The 15,969-nt window shown below is 58.7% G+C and carries 14 protein-coding genes and 1 other RNA gene; 12 read left to right on the top strand and 3 right to left on the bottom strand.

From position 1 onward, the window contains the following. Positions 1 to 81: 81 nt before the first annotated feature. The 4 genes from AAAV21_RS01180 to ndk all read left to right on the top strand — a co-directional run bounded on the left by AAAV21_RS01180 (position 82) and on the right by ndk (position 4,050). Complete coding sequence (locus tag AAAV21_RS01180; protein WP_349106843.1) at positions 82 to 1,308, top strand: argininosuccinate synthase; 1,227 nt, start codon at positions 82 to 84, stop codon at positions 1,306 to 1,308. A 233-nt stretch (positions 1,309 to 1,541) separates the two neighbouring features. Then, positions 1,542 to 1,712 (top strand): hypothetical protein, encoded by a 171-nt coding sequence (locus AAAV21_RS01175; RefSeq protein ID WP_158551645.1) that lies wholly within the window; start codon positions 1,542 to 1,544, stop codon positions 1,710 to 1,712. Between the two features lie 118 nt (positions 1,713 to 1,830). Then, positions 1,831 to 3,261 carry an argininosuccinate lyase gene (gene argH / locus AAAV21_RS01170; RefSeq protein WP_349106841.1) on the top strand — a complete coding sequence of 477 codons (1,431 nt, stop codon included), beginning with the start codon at positions 1,831 to 1,833 and terminating at the stop codon, positions 3,259 to 3,261. 384 nt (positions 3,262 to 3,645) lie between these two features. Beyond that, complete coding sequence (gene ndk / locus AAAV21_RS01165; RefSeq protein WP_055251725.1) at positions 3,646 to 4,050, top strand: nucleoside-diphosphate kinase; 405 nt, start codon at positions 3,646 to 3,648, stop codon at positions 4,048 to 4,050. Positions 4,051 to 4,226: 176 nt separating this feature from the next. On the opposite strand, the gene rpiB is transcribed toward ndk, so the two are convergent. Then, complete coding sequence (gene rpiB / locus AAAV21_RS01160; RefSeq protein ID WP_117629409.1) at positions 4,227 to 4,694, bottom strand: ribose 5-phosphate isomerase B; 468 nt, start codon at positions 4,692 to 4,694, stop codon at positions 4,227 to 4,229. 271 nt (positions 4,695 to 4,965) lie between these two features. Here rpiB and AAAV21_RS01155 point away from each other — a divergent pair, with 271 nt between their 5' ends. From AAAV21_RS01155 to AAAV21_RS01140, 4 genes are all read left to right on the top strand, one after another. Next, positions 4,966 to 6,288, top strand: a complete 1,323-nt coding sequence (locus AAAV21_RS01155) for an L-serine ammonia-lyase, iron-sulfur-dependent, subunit alpha (protein WP_349106838.1) — start codon at positions 4,966 to 4,968, stop codon at positions 6,286 to 6,288. A 369-nt stretch (positions 6,289 to 6,657) separates the two neighbouring features. Further along, positions 6,658 to 7,596, top strand: coding sequence for a TIM barrel protein (locus AAAV21_RS01150; RefSeq protein ID WP_349106837.1), 939 nt, complete (start codon positions 6,658 to 6,660; stop codon positions 7,594 to 7,596). A 7-nt stretch (positions 7,597 to 7,603) separates the two neighbouring features. Continuing rightward, complete coding sequence (locus AAAV21_RS01145; RefSeq protein ID WP_349106835.1) at positions 7,604 to 8,977, top strand: PTS transporter subunit EIIC; 1,374 nt, start codon at positions 7,604 to 7,606, stop codon at positions 8,975 to 8,977. A gap of 150 nt (positions 8,978 to 9,127) precedes the next feature. Beyond that, positions 9,128 to 9,865 (top strand): DeoR/GlpR family DNA-binding transcription regulator, encoded by a 738-nt coding sequence (locus AAAV21_RS01140; protein ID WP_349106834.1) that lies wholly within the window; start codon positions 9,128 to 9,130, stop codon positions 9,863 to 9,865. Positions 9,866 to 9,961: 96 nt separating this feature from the next. On the opposite strand, the gene AAAV21_RS01135 is transcribed toward AAAV21_RS01140, so the two are convergent. Then, entirely contained in the window at positions 9,962 to 10,720 is a 759-nt protein-coding gene (locus tag AAAV21_RS01135; protein ID WP_349106833.1) for an HAD family hydrolase, read from the bottom strand. Between the two features lie 315 nt (positions 10,721 to 11,035). On the opposite strand from AAAV21_RS01135, the gene rpsA reads away from it, so the two are divergent. From rpsA to AAAV21_RS01120, 3 genes are all read left to right on the top strand, one after another. Next, positions 11,036 to 12,202, top strand: coding sequence for a 30S ribosomal protein S1 (gene rpsA / locus AAAV21_RS01130; protein ID WP_022095232.1), 1,167 nt, complete (start codon positions 11,036 to 11,038; stop codon positions 12,200 to 12,202). 338 nt (positions 12,203 to 12,540) lie between these two features. Further along, positions 12,541 to 12,902: RNase P RNA component class A (gene rnpB / locus AAAV21_RS01125), an RNA gene on the top strand. Positions 12,903 to 13,200: 298 nt separating this feature from the next. Beyond that, the gene (locus AAAV21_RS01120) at positions 13,201 to 13,839 is read left to right on the top strand and encodes a YigZ family protein (protein ID WP_349106830.1); all 639 of its coding nucleotides are present in this window, start codon (positions 13,201 to 13,203) and stop codon (positions 13,837 to 13,839) included. 67 nt (positions 13,840 to 13,906) lie between these two features. Here the strand turns inward: AAAV21_RS01120 and AAAV21_RS01115 are convergent, their stop codons facing one another. Next, positions 13,907 to 14,353, bottom strand: a complete 447-nt coding sequence (locus AAAV21_RS01115; protein WP_349106828.1) for a C-GCAxxG-C-C family protein — start codon at positions 14,351 to 14,353, stop codon at positions 13,907 to 13,909. Positions 14,354 to 14,587: 234 nt separating this feature from the next. Between AAAV21_RS01115 and AAAV21_RS01110 the strand changes: the two genes are divergently transcribed. Then, positions 14,588 to 15,871: an O-acetylhomoserine aminocarboxypropyltransferase/cysteine synthase family protein gene (locus AAAV21_RS01110; protein WP_349106827.1), complete on the top strand. Its 1,284-nt coding sequence runs from the start codon at positions 14,588 to 14,590 to the stop codon at positions 15,869 to 15,871. Positions 15,872 to 15,969 lie beyond the last annotated feature (98 nt).

Genomic DNA, 15,969 nt, shown 5'->3' with positions numbered 1-15,969 from the left:
ATATTGCACGGTATATGACCTTGAAATGACTTGCAACTGACCGATGTTCTAATTAGCTACCAAGGGCGAAAGGAAACAGCCATGAGCAAGGAAAAAGTCGTTCTCGCATATTCCGGTGGTCTTGATACATCCGTATGTGTCAAGTGGCTCCAGGACGAGAAGAATCTCGATGTCGTTTGTGTCTGCGGCAACGTGGGCCAGGAGGAGACCGGCCTGGACGCCAAGAAGCAGAAGGCGCTCGACCTGGGCGTTCTTGATTGCCAGGTGCTCGACCTGCGCGATGAGTTCTCCGATGAGTTCCTGACTAAGGCCATCGCCGCAAACTCCATGTACGAGAATAAGTACCCGCTGCTCTCCGCCCTGTCTCGCCCGCTGCTCGCCAAGAAGCTCGTCGAGGTCGCTCACGAGTTTGGCGCTACCTACGTCGCCCACGGCTGCACCGGCAAGGGTAACGACCAGGTTCGTTTTGAGGCTGCCGTCAAGGCCCTCGACCCCGAGCTTAAGGTTATCGCCCCGGTTCGCGAGTGGGATCTGAAGTGCCGTCCCGACGAGGTCGCCTATGCTCACGCCCACAACGTGCCGGTTCCCGAGGGTGCCAACGACAACCCCTATTCCATCGACGACAACCTGTGGGGTCGTGCCATTGAGTGCGGCCACCTGGAGGATCCCTGGAACGAGCCGCTCGATGACGCCTGGGTTATGACCAAGAATCCCGAGGACACGCCCGACACCCCGACGTATACCGAGATTGAGTTTGAGGCCGGCAAGCCCGTCGCCGTCGACGGCAGGAAGATGAAGCTCTCCGAGATCGTCATCGCCCTCAACAAGATTTCGGGTGACAACGGCTTTGGTCGCCTGGACCTGGTCGAGGATCGTCTGGTGGGCCTCAAGAGCCGCGAGTGCTACGAGGTTCCCGGCGCCCTGACGCTCGTCACCGCCCACAAGGCACTCGAGGATATCTGCGTCGAGGGCGACCTGCTCAAGACCAAGATTAAGCTCGAGCAGGATTGGGCCACCGCCGTGTACAACGGCCAGTGGTATAGCCCGCTCAAAAACGCGCTCGATGCCTTTATGGCCGACACTCAGAAGTTCGTGACCGGCACCGTCCGTCTGAAGTTCTTTAAGGGCAACTGCCATGTTGTCGGCCGCAAGAGCCCGTTTAGCCTGTATGACTACGGTCTGGCTACCTACGACCGCGACACCACGTTTGACGAGAAGGCCAGCGCCGGCTTTATCGAGATCGATACGCTGTCGCTCAAGACGTGGGCAAAGGTCCAGGGTCCCAGCTCCGCCGCCGCCCAGGCCTAGCGCCTCCTTCCCTTGGTATCCGCGCGGCCCATCCGCGTGATACATAACGGGCGCACGGGGTCCCTACCTTTCGTTATGCTTGCTGACACTTCTTAACATCGGTGGCCCCTACGTTCCGCCCGCATATATGATGCCGCGTCTACGGCTGAGTCCGAGCCCCGCCGGGGTTGTCCGGCGGGGCTCCTTCTATCAATTTGGCGGCTCTGTGCCTATATATATGAGGAGTATCCATTATGTTCAACGCTATCGCGCATGCCTTGCTTGCCCTCGCGCCCGAGTTCGATGCTGCAAAGGTCGAGGATGTTCCTATGAGCCTGAAGGCCTGGATCGATGGTTCGCAAGGCAACATCCGGAGGGAGACGTTGGGCACCAAGTGCCTCGTGCGTCACTTCTTTGCATATTAGCTACATGGCCCTGTGCACGGTGGGGAATGTGTAAAACTAGCGGTTGAAAAATCGCTTTAGCGACATGGCTCATTGCTTTGGGCGCTTGTTTTGGTATTTGGAGAAAGGGGACGGTTCCATGGCTCTTTGGGGCGGTCGTTTTGAGGCGGGAGTGGCCGAGGTCACGCAGGAGTTTGGCGCGTCGCTGCCGGTCGACAAACATCTCTATAAGCAGGATATCGCCGGTTCTAAGGCGCATGCCAAGATGCTGGCGGCCCAAGGCATCATCAGTGCCGAGGACGAGCAGGCGATTGCCGAGGGCCTGACCGGAATCGAACAGGATATCGATGCCGGTAACTTCACCTTCGATATCAACGACGAGGACATCCATATGTCCATCGAGAGCGAGCTGACGCGTCGCATCGGCGAGGCCGGCAAGCGCTTGCATACCGGACGTTCGCGCAACGACCAGGTGGCGACCGATACGCGCCTGGGCGTCAAGGCGTTGGCCAAGGAGCTCATGGAGGCCAACCTGCAGTTGCGCCACGTGCTGGTGGATGCGGCCAAGAAGTACGACAAGGTGATTCTGCCGGGTTACACGCACATGCAGCATGCTCAGCCCGTGCTGCTGTCACATCATCTGCTGGCGTATTCCTGGATGTTCGCGCGCGACTTTACACGTCTGAAGGCCGCCTTTGATGCCGCCGACAACTGCCCGCTGGGTGCTGCCGCGCTTGCCGGTACGAGCTATCCGCTCGATCGCCAGATGACGGCTGCCGAACTTGGCTTTGCGGGCGTGATTCCCAACTCGCTCGATGCGGTTTCCGACCGTGATTTCCTGCTCGATCTGCATTACGCCGGATCCGTCATGGCGATGCACCTGTCGCGTCTTTCCGAGGAGATCGTGCTGTGGTCGAGCTCCGAATTTGGCTTTATCACGCTTTCAGACTCCTACTCCACTGGCTCGTCCATCATGCCGCAGAAGAAGAATCCCGACTTTGCCGAGCTTATCCGCGGTAAGAGCGGTCGCGTGTACGGCAACCTGGTGCAGCTGCTGGTAACCATGAAGGGCCTGCCGCTCGCTTATAACAAGGACTTGCAGGAGGACAAGGAGGGCGCGCTCGATACCGCTCACACGCTCATGCAGTGCCTGTCCGTTATGGCCGGAATGATTTCGACCTGGACCGTCAACGAGGATGCCATGGCGTGCGAGTGCGGCGTGGGGCACCTTGCCGCCACCGATGTTGCCGATTACCTGGCAAAGCGTGGTCTGCCGTTCCGCGAGGCACATGCCGTGGTGGGCCATCTGGTCCTGATGTGTGAGAAGCGTAGCTGCAATCTTGAGAACCTGCCGTTTGAGGTGTTCCAGGAGGCAAGCCCGCTCTTTGAACGCGATATTACCGAGGCGCTCGACATCCCCTCAATTGTCGCCGCGCGTACGACCGAGGGCGGTACCGCCCCTGCCGCCGTTGCCGTGCAGCTGCAGCGTGCCGAGGTACAGCTTGTGGCCGACGAGGGCGTGTTTGGATCGCTAACCAAGGTTGTCGAGATGGGTCACGGGGCAAAGTAGAGGTTTGGCTGAAGACGTATTGTCCATTTATTGATAAATCGTTTTTGCTTTACGGGCGTCTGCTGATGCGGGCGCCCCTATTTTGCTGCTATGGGGGAGGGGCTTGTCGAGAACTTCTGTAGGACCTTTGGGCAGGTTGTGAAGGGGGTACGTTCGCGGGTGGCAACCGACCGCCCGCTCTGTTCGATGTGGTTGATGAGCGGTCGGATGGTACTCTAATCGGGCTTCGAAACAGAAGTGACACATATGGAGCGCTTTAATAAATTGCAGCGTTTCAATAAACAGCTTTTTGTTTAACTGCAGCTAAAACTCTGTTACGATGCAGTCCAGGCGGGTGCCGGAATGGGACTTGGGCACGCGCGAACCTACTTGAAAGGCTACCTTATGGCTATCGAGAAGACCTTCATCATGATTAAGCCCGACGCCGTGCGCGACCGCAAGATCGGCGAGATTGTTGCTCGTATTGAGCGCAGCGGCCTTGTCATCGAGCGCATGGAGATGACCACGCTCGAGCGCGCTACCGTCGAGGAGCACTACGCCCATCTGGCCGACAAGCCCTTCTTTGGCGGTCTCTGCGACTTTATGACGAGCGGTCCGGTCGTCAAGATGGTCGTTTCTGGTCTCTCCGCTGTTTCCAAGATGCGCACCCTTATGGGCGCTACCAACCCGCTTGATGCTGCTCCTGGCACCATCCGCGGCGACTTCGCTGTCGATGTCAACGCCAACGTGATCCACGGCTCCGACTGCCTGGAGAACGCCGAGATCGAGATCAAGCGTTTCTTTGGCTAAACCAGCTTTGACTCCTTAAAGCTGTTAGCGTGTGGCTTGGGCGCCGCGGAATTCCAACCGCGGCGCCCTTTTATTCCGGTAGATTTTTAGTAAACGCATAGAAAACTACTAAAGAGCCCCCGTCCGGATGTTTCTTCCGGGCGGGGGCTGGCGCTAGCGTATGGCTTTGTAAGTCTTTAGGCCTCGTCGACAATCTTTAGTCCGCGGGTCTGGTCGATCTCGTTGAGGAGATTGACGCGACGTTCGTGGCGGCCGCCCTCAAACTCGGCGTCGAGCCATTCGTCGACAATCATCTTGGCGAGCTCGGAGCCCACGACGCGGGCGCCAAAGGCCAGCACGTTGGTGTTGTTGTGCATACGGGAGAGCTTGGCGCTGAAGGGCTCGGAGCACACGACGGCGCGTACGCCCTCGACCTTATTGGCGGCCAGGCTAATGCCGACGCCGGTACCGCAGATCAGGATACCCAGGTCGACGTCACCGTTGGCCACGGCCTTGCCCACCTTGTAACCGGCGATGGGGTAGTCGAAGCTCTCGGAGGTGTCGGTGCCATAGTTCACGACCTCGCAGCCGCGCTCCTTCAGGTGCTCGGAAATGATGTTCTTGAGCTCGACGGCGGCGTGGTCGTTACCGATACCGATCTTCATGAGTGGTTCCTCTCTGGTTCGTGCGGCGGAATTGCTAAAGGTTTTACCGCGTTCGACTGCATGATAACGCGACTTTTGTGTAAACGCTCGGGCGTTTTTTGGTCAAACGCTTTAGCATGCAACAAGACTAGCTTTTCATGAATGAATGCCGTCAGATTGCGCTTGAACGCCGTCCGTCGGAACCATGGTTGCGGTTTTTGATGCATTGTTATCAAATAAAAGAGCTAACTATTATCGAGAGCCCAGTCCGTTATGTAAGCAGGAGATTCCTATGCCTACCGATTCCATCCGCGATGCCGCTTTTTGCGATGTCTTGAACCGCGAGCTTGTCTGCGCGCTCGGCTGCACCGAGCCCATTGCCGTTGCCTATGCAGCGGCGCTGGCGAGCCGGACGCTCGGTTGCGAACCCGATCATATGGATGTTGCCTGCTCAGGCAATATCATCAAGAACGTTAAGAGCGTGACCGTGCCCAACTCGGGCGGCATGCACGGTATTGAGGCCGCGGCCGTGCTGGGCGCCGTGGGCGGTGACGCCAAGAGCGCGCTCGAGGTGCTCGAGAGCGTTAACGACGAAGACCGTGCTCGCGTGTCCGAGCTCCTCGCCGATGCCGGTTATTGCGATGTGTCGCTTGTCGAGGGTGTGCCCAACCTCTACATCAAGGTGACTGCCACGGCCGGGGGCCATGTTGCGGTCGTCGAGATTACCGACCACCACACCAATGTCACGTGCCATACGCTTGACGGTATTCCGGTATGCGGCAAGTCGGCGGGGGAGTGTGCCGCCTGCGCCGAGCGCGTCGTGGCCGAGCGTGTGGTAGATAGCGCCGACACGCCCATGTCGATCGAGTCCATCATCGACTTTATCGAGGGCGGCGACATCGAGAGCGCCCGCGCTGCCGTTGAGCGTCAGATTGAGCTGAACGGCGCGATCAGTGCCGAGGGCCTGGCGCACGCTTGGGGCGCCGAGGTTGGCCGTACGCTGTTGGGCGCTCGCGCCGATGACGTCGCCTGCCGTGCCCGTGCCCGTGCAGCCGCCGGGTCCGACGCCCGCATGAACGGCTGCGCGCTGCCGGTCGCCATCGTGTGCGGCTCGGGCAATCAGGGCATTACCTGCGCCTTGCCCGTTATGGAGTATGCCGAGTACCTACGCTGCGACCACGAGCGCCTAGTGCGTGCCGTGATGCTGTCCGATCTCATCGCCGTGCATATCAAGAGCTATATTGGTGCGCTCTCGGCGTTTTGTGGCGCTATTTGCGCTGCGTGCGGTGCCGGTGCTGCCATTACCTGGCTGTGCGGTGGCACGCGCGAGCAGATTGGCGCGACGGTTTCGAACACGCTCGGCAACGTGGGCGGCATCGTGTGCGATGGCGCCAAGGCGAGTTGCGCGGCTAAGATTTCCGCTGCCGTTGATGCTGCGATTCTGGGCCACGATATGGCCATGCAGGGCCGCGGCTTCCGCGCCGGCGAGGGCCTCATTCAGGATACCGTCGAGCAGACGATTGCCAGCATGGGCTACGTGGGCCGCGTGGGCATGAAGGATACCGACGTCGAGATCCTCAACATCATGATCGGCAAAACCGTCGTCGACTGCTAGGGGCTCTGAGACACTGCATTTTTCCTGTTGAAGCCGTCGCGCATGTGGCTGTAAAGCACCTGCCTGCATAGTGGGCAGGTGCTTTTTCTTTGCCGGTGAATGGTTGATATTCGGCGGTAAACGGTAGTTGAAATCAAGGAGATCATAAAGTTTCAACGAGTGTCAGGTGTATTCATCAACTAAAGTGCAGGTAAAAGCTGGTTCACTATGCAATAACTATGAAACTATATGAATAGGAATGGAAAAAGATGATTGCGAATGAGAAATAGTTGCAATAGACTGTAGTTGCGGAAGAGGTACCTGTCCAAATGCGCGCAACGGTCGGGGCTTCCCGCTTGAACGTTTCCTTACAGGAAAGGCAGCTCAGCGATGAAATTCGCAACCCGTATCAACTCTTACTACCGAACCGGTGAGAAGAACATCGACCACGTCTTCGATCAATTCCAGCGTGTCGGCCTCACCCATGTGGACCTTAACTACCCCGAGCATGTGGCAGGCATCTCCGCCGAGGAGATGAAGGCCAAGCTCGACGCGCACGATCTCAAGCTCAACGGCACGGCCCTTCGTTTCCGCAGCGACTTCATCAATGGTGACCTGGGCAACCAGGATCCCGCGCTCGCTGGGGAGGCGCTTAAGCTCTGCTATGAGGCCTGCGACTACTGTCGCGCCTGCGGCGGCGATACCGTGACGATCTGGCTCGGTCACGATGGCTTTGACTACAGCTTCCAGATCGACTACACCCGCGTGTTTGATAACCTCGTTAAGGCGTTCCAGGCGGTCTGCGACTATGCACCCGACCTGCATATCTCCATCGAGTACAAGCCCTATGAGGAGCGCAGCTACGCCTATATCGATACGATGGGCCTCACCGGCATGATCCTCAACGCGGTGGACCGCGAGAATTTGGGTGTCACGCTCGATTACTGTCATATGCTCATGAAGCACGAGAACCCCGCGATGGCTACCGATATCTTCGGCCGCGCCGGCAAGCTCTACGGCATTCACCTCAACGATGGTTACGGCGTGATGGACGACGGGCTCATGATCGGCATGGCTACGCCTGTCAAGACGCTCGAAATGCTTTTCTATCTCAAGAAATACGCCTTTGACCACGCCATCTACTTCGATACGTTCCCGCTTATCGAGGATGCTGAAGGGGAGTGCGCTCATAACCTCGCTATGATGAAGCTTATGAATGACGCCCTGGAAAGCGTGGGCCATGAAAGAATCCAGTCCGTGATCGACGCAAACGATGCACTCGAAGCGGCCGCGCTCGTGCGCGAGCTCTTCTGTGCGATGGGGAGGTAATCATTTTATGAAACGCGATTGGGAAGCTACTGCCAAGGGCATTCTTGCCGCCGTGGGCGGCCCCGAGAATATCTCGGGCATGACACACTGCGCCACCCGTCTTCGCTTGAACCTGCGCGACGATTCCAGGTGCGACGACGCGGCCGTCAAGGAGGTTGACGGCGTGGTCAACACCGTCAACTCTGCCGGCCAGTACCAGGTGCTGATCGGCACCGAGGTGCCCAAGCTCTACGAGAAGTTCGAGCCGCTCGTCAAGGGTTCGGGCGCCGAGGTCTCCACAAGCGCCTCCTCTGACGAGGGCATCGTCTCTAAGATCTTCTCCGCCATCTCGGGCGTCTTTGCTCCGCTGCTGCCCGCCATGGCCGGCTCCGGTATCCTCCGCGGCCTGCTGATCCTTGCGGTTCAGCTTGGCCTTATCACCGAGGGCACGGGCACCTACACCATCCTCTACACCCTCTCGATGAGCGTGTTCTACTTCCTGCCGGTGCTTCTGGGCTTCTCATCGGGCAAACGCTTTGGTGCGAGCCCGTATCTGTCGGCCCTGATCTGCGCCTGTTTGCTCTATCCCGACTTTATCGGCTTGATGGGCGATGCGGGCAACGGCGCCATGAGCGAGTTCTTTGGCATTCCCGTGGTGCTTATGAGCTACAACTCCACCGTTATCCCGGCCATCATCGCCATCTGGGTTTACTCGTTCCTCTATAAGTTCCTGGATGAGCATGTGCCCGAGACCCTTAAGCTCGTCGTGCTCCCCGCGGTCTCGCTGATCATCATGGTTCCCGCCACCATGCTCGTGATCGGCCCCTTGGGCGTCTATGCCGGCGAGGGCATCGCCTTCGTGGTCAACTGGCTCATCGCCCGCTCCAACGTGCTTGCTGGCATCCTGGTGGGCGGCGGTTGGTCCGTGCTCGTCTCGATGGGTATTCACTGGGCCGTTAACCCCATCATGATTAACAATATTGCCTCCAACGGTTTCGACTACATTTGCCCGGCCACCTTTGCCTGCAACTTTGCCGTTATCGGGTGCGCCCTCGGCGTCTTCCTCAAGGCCCGCGACCAGAAGCTCAAGAGCTTTGCCATGACCGGCGCCGTGACCATCTGCCTCTCTGCCATCATCGAGCCCACGCTCTTTGGCATGCTCGTCAAGAACAAGAAGCTCTTCCTGGCTCAGATCATCGGCGGTGCCTGCGGCGGTGCGTTCCTCGGCCTCTTCAAGGTCGTCACCACTGCCTTTGTCTTTGGCTCCGTCACCACGTTCCCGGCCTTCGTCTCCTCCGACCCGATGAACTTCGCTTTCGCCATGATCGGCATGGCTATTTCGGCTGTTGTTGCCGGCGTGCTCGGCTACATCTTTACTGGTAAGGACGATCAACTCGCCTAATCTCGCTTTGAGACCCTGCGTCATGAGCTCAAGGCCAAGACCGACCTCCATCTGATAAAGGGTCGCTGCTTAAATGGCAACGACCCTTTTTGCTTTTGCTTGGCTTAATTAGGTTAAACTTTGAAAATAGATGAAAAGGAAGGAACGCCGATGATTCCGTATGAGCGCCATGAACTGATTCTTAACAAGCTTAGGGAGGCCGACCTGCTCAAGATCGACGAGCTCGCGGCCTTTATGCCCGACGTGTCGATGTCTACGCTGCGCCGCGACCTCAAGGAGCTCGAGAAGCGGGGGAGCATCGAGTATCTGACCGGCGGTGCGGTCAAGCTGCATTCTGCGGCTCACGAGGCGAGTGTCTTTGAAAAGGGCGCGCAGCGGAGTAGCGAGAAAGACCTGATCGCGCGCCGCGCGGCGGCGGAGGTCGAGGACGGCGAGACAGTCTATGTCGATTCTGGTACCACTGCGACGGCCCTCCTGGGCATACTCGTTGATAAGCCGGTAACCATCTACACAACCAATGGCTATGCATGTCGCTTTACGGGCGAGCTCGCGGCCAAGGTGGTGGTTATTGGCGGCGACTTCAATCCCGTCACCTGCTCACTGACCGGGCCAATGGTGGAGAACACGTTGCGTGAGCTGTATTTTGACCGGGCGTTTATAGGCGTCAACGCGGTGGACGAGGACCGCGGCATCATGACGCCGGGTTATCCCGAGGCCATCAAAAAGCGCATCGTGATGCAGAACGCCCAGACGAGTTACGTGCTCGCCGATAGTTCCAAGTTCCACGTGTTTTCAAATGTAAAGGTGCGCGATTTGGAGGGCTTTACTGTCATCTCCGACAAGCGCGACGCCAAAATCGGTGAGCGCGTCAAAATGATCACGGCCTAAGACACCGCGCCGTCGCATCTTGCCCTCAAGCCGTTGCCCACGTAACGAAGCATGGGACAAACGTACCTGATGTTTGCCCCATTCCGGATTTGGAGACTAGCTTAGTGCATCGGCTACTTGGTGTTCGTAGAAGGCTTCTACTACGGCGTTAAAGTCGCGGGCGAAGCCTTCCATGGTTCCGCGCCAGGTGACTCGGTTGGGCTTGCCCTGGCCTACATAGGCAGTCTGAATGCCGCAGGCGGGGTTAGGGAAGTCGCGTTTGGGATCGTTGCCCACCATAAGGACCTCGTGCGGTTCGAGCCCCATCACCTGAAGCTGCTCTAGATAGTAGGTGGCATCAGGCTTGCAGCGGGTGGCGTTTCCCATGTGCGTGACGAGCTCAAAGGGGGCGTCGGCCAGGTCGCCCCAACCCATGCGGCACTCGATGGCCCCCTGCGGAAAGCTGGGGTTGGTAAAGAGCGCGCAGCGCAGCCCTGCGTCCTGTACGGCCTGAAGCGCGGCGTGTGCGCCCGGCATGGCATGGGCGTTGATGAGTTCGTCATTCTTGTACGGAAGAACTTCGCGGTCGTAGTAGGTAAACGCCTCGTAGATAAGTGGGTCCGAGAGGCAAATGCCGCATCGGCGCTCGACCTCTTCTTGGTAAAACTCAAGATTGGTGCGATTGTCCGTGCTGCTGCGGCGATTGGCGTTGAGGTCGACCAGGATGGTGCCGAGGCGTGCCATCGTGCCACCGCGGCTGCGGCGCCCGATATCCGCGAGCATCGAAGAGACATCCTTAAAATAGCGAAGGATGAACGCGTTGAGGTTGATGCTAAGAAGCGTTTCGTCCATATCGAAAACGACTGCTTTGAGCACGCGGGCACCTTTCTCGAAAAATCGATCTAGAATCGTTGGCTCCGGATACTTTATCCCAAAGCCGAATGCCTGGCTGGTTATCGTCAAGTTGCGGAGACGCGTGTTCATAAGATTACGAAAAAGTCTCCACACGAGTAAAAAATCGCAGTTCACGCTTGAAATCGAACTCATTTCCCCGTAACCTATACGAACGTGATTGCACAAGCGTCACATTAGTATCTGTCGGCTCCCGAGTGTTCCTAAACGTTGTGTGCTTGTCGCACCCTTCTGTAGGTCCTAGCAATCGGGGCCCCGTAGTTCGAAAGGGGTCCACCTTTGAGTGAGATTCAGAACTCGTCCATTTTCTCTCTTGACGATGTCAACGAGGAGGAGATGAACAACCTCATCGACGGTACGATTACCGACTTTGATGAGGGCGATCTCGTTAACGGCACTGTCGTTAAGATCGAGCATGACGAGGTGCTCGTTGACATCGGATTCAAGTCCGAGGGCGTTATCCCGGTCCGCGAGCTGTCCATCCGCAAGGACGCTAACCCTGCAGACATCGTTGCACTCGGTGATCCCATCGAGGCTCTGGTTCTCCAGAAGGAGGACAAGGACGGTCGTCTGGTCCTGTCCAAGAAGCGTGCTGAGTACGAGCGTGCTTGGAACCGCATCGAGGAGAAGTTCAACTCCGGCGAGAACGTCGAGGGCGAGGTTATCGAGGTTGTCAAGGGCGGCCTGATCCTCGACATCGGCCTGCGTGGCTTCCTGCCCGCTTCCCTCGTCGACCTCCGTCGCGTCAAGGACCTCACCTCCTACATGGGCACCCGCATCGAGGCCCGCGTCATCGAGATGGACCGCAACCGCAACAACGTCGTCCTCTCTCGTCGCGTCGTGCTCGAGGAGTCCCGTAAGGCCGAGCGCTCCGAGATCCTGTCCAAGCTCAAGTCTGGCATGCGTCTCCAGGGCACCGTTTCCTCCATCGTCGACTTCGGCGCCTTCGTCGACCTCGGCGGTATCGACGGCCTCATCCACATCTCCGAGCTTTCCTGGAACCACGTCAACCATCCTTCCGAGGTTGTCAAGGTTGGCCAGGAGGTCGAGGTCGAGGTTCTCGACGTCGATCTCAACCGCGAGCGCATCTCCCTGGGTCTCAAGCAGACCACCGAGGATCCGTGGCGCGCACTGGTCAAGAAGTACCCCGTCGGCGCTATCGTCGAGGGCACGGTGACCAAGCTTGTCCCGTTTGGCGCTTTCGTCGACCTGGGCGAGGGCATCGAGGGCCTGGTGCACATCTCCGAGATGGCCAACAAGCACGTCGACCAGCCTTCTCAGGTCACCCACGTGGGCGACAAGGTTCAGGTCAAGGTCATGGAGATCGACCTCGACCGTCGTCGTATCTCCCTGTCCATGAAGTCTGCTGCTGAGACTCTGGGCGTCGAGATCGAGGTTACCCCGCTGCCTTCCGAGAAGAAGGACGAGGAGACCGACGCCGAGTAAATCGGTTTGACGATCACTTGTTGTAAGGGATCCGTCCGCAATGGACGGGTCCCTTTTTGCTTGGCTCTGAAATGTTCGGTGGTGCCCGCGCGTAACGCTGCTTTGGCTATCCGCTTGCTATTGAGTTGTCGGTACATGAAAAATGCCGACATCCCGCCTCGGGGAGGAGGCGGGAACACACCGAGTAGACGGAGGGGTGCGGAGCGCGGTCGCGTCTCGACTGACGACGTTGCCCATCGACAGGACCATTGTAGCGCATGACGGTTCTTGGTTTATCGTGTCGAGCGTTTGCGTTGTGCCATTGCCTGCGGCAACGGTGTGCTACACTCTTTCACTGCTGAGTGGGCCAGACGGTCGCGCGATGTGCTGCTTGCAGTACGCGTGAGGAAAGTCCGGGCTCCAGAGGGCGGGATGCCGGCTAACGGCCGGGCGGAGTGATCCGACGGAAAGCGCCGCAGAAAAGAAGACTCCCACCTGCGCCGCAAGGCGTAAAGGGAAAAGCTGAAACGGTGGTGTAAGAGACCACCAGCGTCGTGGCAACACGGCGGCTTGGCAAGCCCCATCCGGAGCAAGCGCGAATAGGAACGCTATGGGCCGGCCCGGTCCGCGTTCGGGTAGCGTGCGTGGAGCTGCACGGTAACGTGCAGACAAGATAAATGACCGTTCACGACAGAACCCGGCTTACAGGCCCACTCAGCTTTCTTGTTGACGCTGCGACGGCGTCAGCTGGCCGATTTGGCGCTCATTCGTCGGTCGCCGCCATAAGGCGTGCTCCCTCCTCTTTCGGGCCAAATCGACTCAGCTGACGCCGTCTCGCTGTTTTTGCCTGGTCGTCGGCGGCTCCGTTCTCGTTGCAATCTCGTCTTTCAAGGCACCTTGCTCGCGCTGACGGGTTCTCGCTTTCGTTGACGGAATCATCGGTGGCTCCATTCTTTTTGCTGGGGTTATCGTATTATTGAGGCTGTTTGTTACTGCGCTTTGCTTGTTGTTGAGGGGCTTTGTTGGACAGCTATTTTACTCTGCAATCGAATATTGAGGTTTCGGGCGAGTTTGTGGACCGCAAGAGCCGGTTTATTGCCCAGCTGGTCCATATTGAGTCCGAGGACGAGGCGAATGCCTTTATCGAGATGGTTCGCAAGCGTCATTACGACGCTCGACACAATGTTCCCGCGTGGATTTTGGTCGATGGACGTGAGCGCCAGAGCGATGATGGTGAGCCGAGCCGTACGAGCGGCATGCCGACGCTCGAGGTGCTGCGCGGCGCAGGGCTCAAAAATGTTTGCTGCGTGGTGACGCGCTATTTTGGCGGCACGCTGTTGGGGCCGGGCGGCCTGGTTCGCGCCTATACCGCGGCGACGCAGGCGGCGGTGGCTGCGGCTCAGGAGGCCGGGCAGATCGTTGAGATGACGAGCGTTGTGCCGGTTGATGTGCGTGTGGCCTATCCGCAATACGAGCAGGTGCTTCGCTTGGCGCAGGATTCGGGTGCCAAGGTTGCGGATACCGATTACGCGGATGCCGTGACGATTCATTTGGTGTTTAAGGCGGGGGAGCAGGAGCCGTTTTGCGCTAAGATGCGCGAGCTTATGGCAGGGCGCGAGGAGATCGAGGTCGGCGCTCCCGAATTTGCCGAGTTCTAACGACGACGGCCGGCGTGCTTTTGGATGGATCCCAAGCGGGCCGGCCGTCGTTTTACGTTGCTGCCGTTTACTCGGCGAGCTGCTTTAGCATATCGCAGGCGATCTCGACGGCATCGTCGATGCAGCCGGGGCAGCTGCGGAGCGGGCCATTATCCGATCCGACGCCCTTGAGCGTGCCGCAGACGGTCGTCGTGTTCTTCGTTTTAAAACGCTTAGCGATTTCGCGCGACAGCTTGTAGGTCTGGCCCTTGGTCTTGGGGTTTTCCATACCGTCGCTCATTACAAAGCCCATGATGGCCACGGCGCCCGAGATGGCGCCGCAGGTTTCGGTCATGCCTCCCATGCCGGCGCCAAAGCCCTCGGTGAGGGTAAACGCGGTCTCGGGGTCGAGTCCGACGGCGGGCGCAAGAGTGCAAGCAACGGCTTGTGCGCAGTTAAAGCCGCGGGCGTGGTATTCGGCAGCCTGAGCCTGGCAGGTGGCAGTGTTGAGCTGGGTGGTATCGATCTGCTTCATCGTCGTCTCCTCGATTGCGGTGTACCCGCCTATGGTACCCTTGCCGGCGCATTCGCTTATCGAGACCGCAGTGCATATCTCATTGTTTTTCTCCATCGAACATTTTCTTAAGATTTGGGACAAATAAACCTGATTAATTTGTCCCATAACCTATCGGCGGGATGGGTTGAGAGGGGTGCGGGGTAGCGGTATCGTGAACCGAATAAAAACAAAACCCAAGTAAGGGAGTTGGATATGTGCGAGCAGACTATCGGTACCACGTGTGTTCAGGGCGGCTATCGCCCGGGCGATGCGGAGCCGCGCCAGGTGCCCATCTACCAGTCCACCACGTGGAAATACGACACGTCCGAGCACATGGGCAAGCTGTTTGACCTGGAGGAGTCTGGTTACTTCTACAGCCGTCTGCAGAACCCCACGTGCGATCTGGTTGCCGCCAAGATCTGCGAGATGGAGGGCGGCACCGCTGCGATGCTCACGAGTTCGGGCATGGCCGCGAACTTCCTCGCGATCTTTAACGTGGCCGGTGCCGGTGATCACGTGGTCGCGAGCTCTGCTATCTACGGCGGTACGTATAACCTGCTCGCCCATACCATGGGCCGCATGGGCGTGACTTGCACGTTCGTCGCCCCCGACTGCACCGATGAGGAGCTGGAGGCCGCCTTTGAGCCCAATACCAAGCTCGTCTTTGGCGAGACGATCGCCAACCCCGCGTTGGCCGTCCTCGACATCGAGCGATTTGCCAAGGCCGCACATGACCACGGCGTGCCGCTGATGGTCGACAACACCTTCCCGACGCCCGTGATGTGCCGTCCCTTTGAGTGGGGCGCCGACATCGTTACGCACTCCACCACCAAGTACATGGATGGACATGCTGCCTACCTTGGCGGCGTGATCGTCGACCACGGCCAGTTTGACTGGATGGCCCATGCAGACAAGTTCCCGGGTCTCACCACGCCCGACGAGAGCTATCACGGCGTGACCTATGCCGAGAAGTTCGGTCGCGAGGGTGCCTTCATTACCAAGGCTACCGCGCAGCTCATGCGCGACCTTGGCCCCATGCAGAACCCGCAGGCGGCGTTCTTCTTGAACAGCTCGCTCGAGAGCCTGCATGTGCGCATGCCGCGTCATTGCGAGAACGGCCTGGCCGTTGCCAAGTTCCTGCAGAGCCATCCCAAGGTGCGCTTCGTGAGCTATCCGGGCCTGGAGGGCGATAAGTACTATGACTTGGCTCAGAAGTACATGCCCAACGGTACCTGCGGCGTCGTGAGCTTTGGCTTTAACGGTGGTCGCGCGGCGGCCGAGACCTTTATGAAGAGCCTTAAGCTCGCCCAGATCGCCACGCATGTGGCAGACGCCCGCACCTGCTGCCTGCATCCCGCTAACGCCACGCATCGCCAGATGAACGATGAGGAGCTCATCGCCTGCGGCATCTCCGCCGACATGGTGCGCCTGTCGTGCGGCCTCGAGGACGCGGCCGATCTGATTGCCGACCTTGAGCAGGCACTCGAGCAGTGCTAGGCTAGCGTTCGCATAAGGTGCCGATGCTGGCAGAAAGCTTCGGCGACCTTTCGTTCCGATTCCGTAGGCGGGACCCCAATCGCGACTGTTTGTAGGCG

Source organism: Collinsella sp. CLA-AA-H302 (assembly GCF_040093305.1).
Classification (GTDB): Bacteria; Actinomycetota; Coriobacteriia; order Coriobacteriales; family Coriobacteriaceae; genus Collinsella.
The sequence above is the reverse complement of the archived record's forward strand: the minus strand, read 5'-3'. Positions and strand labels throughout refer to the sequence as shown.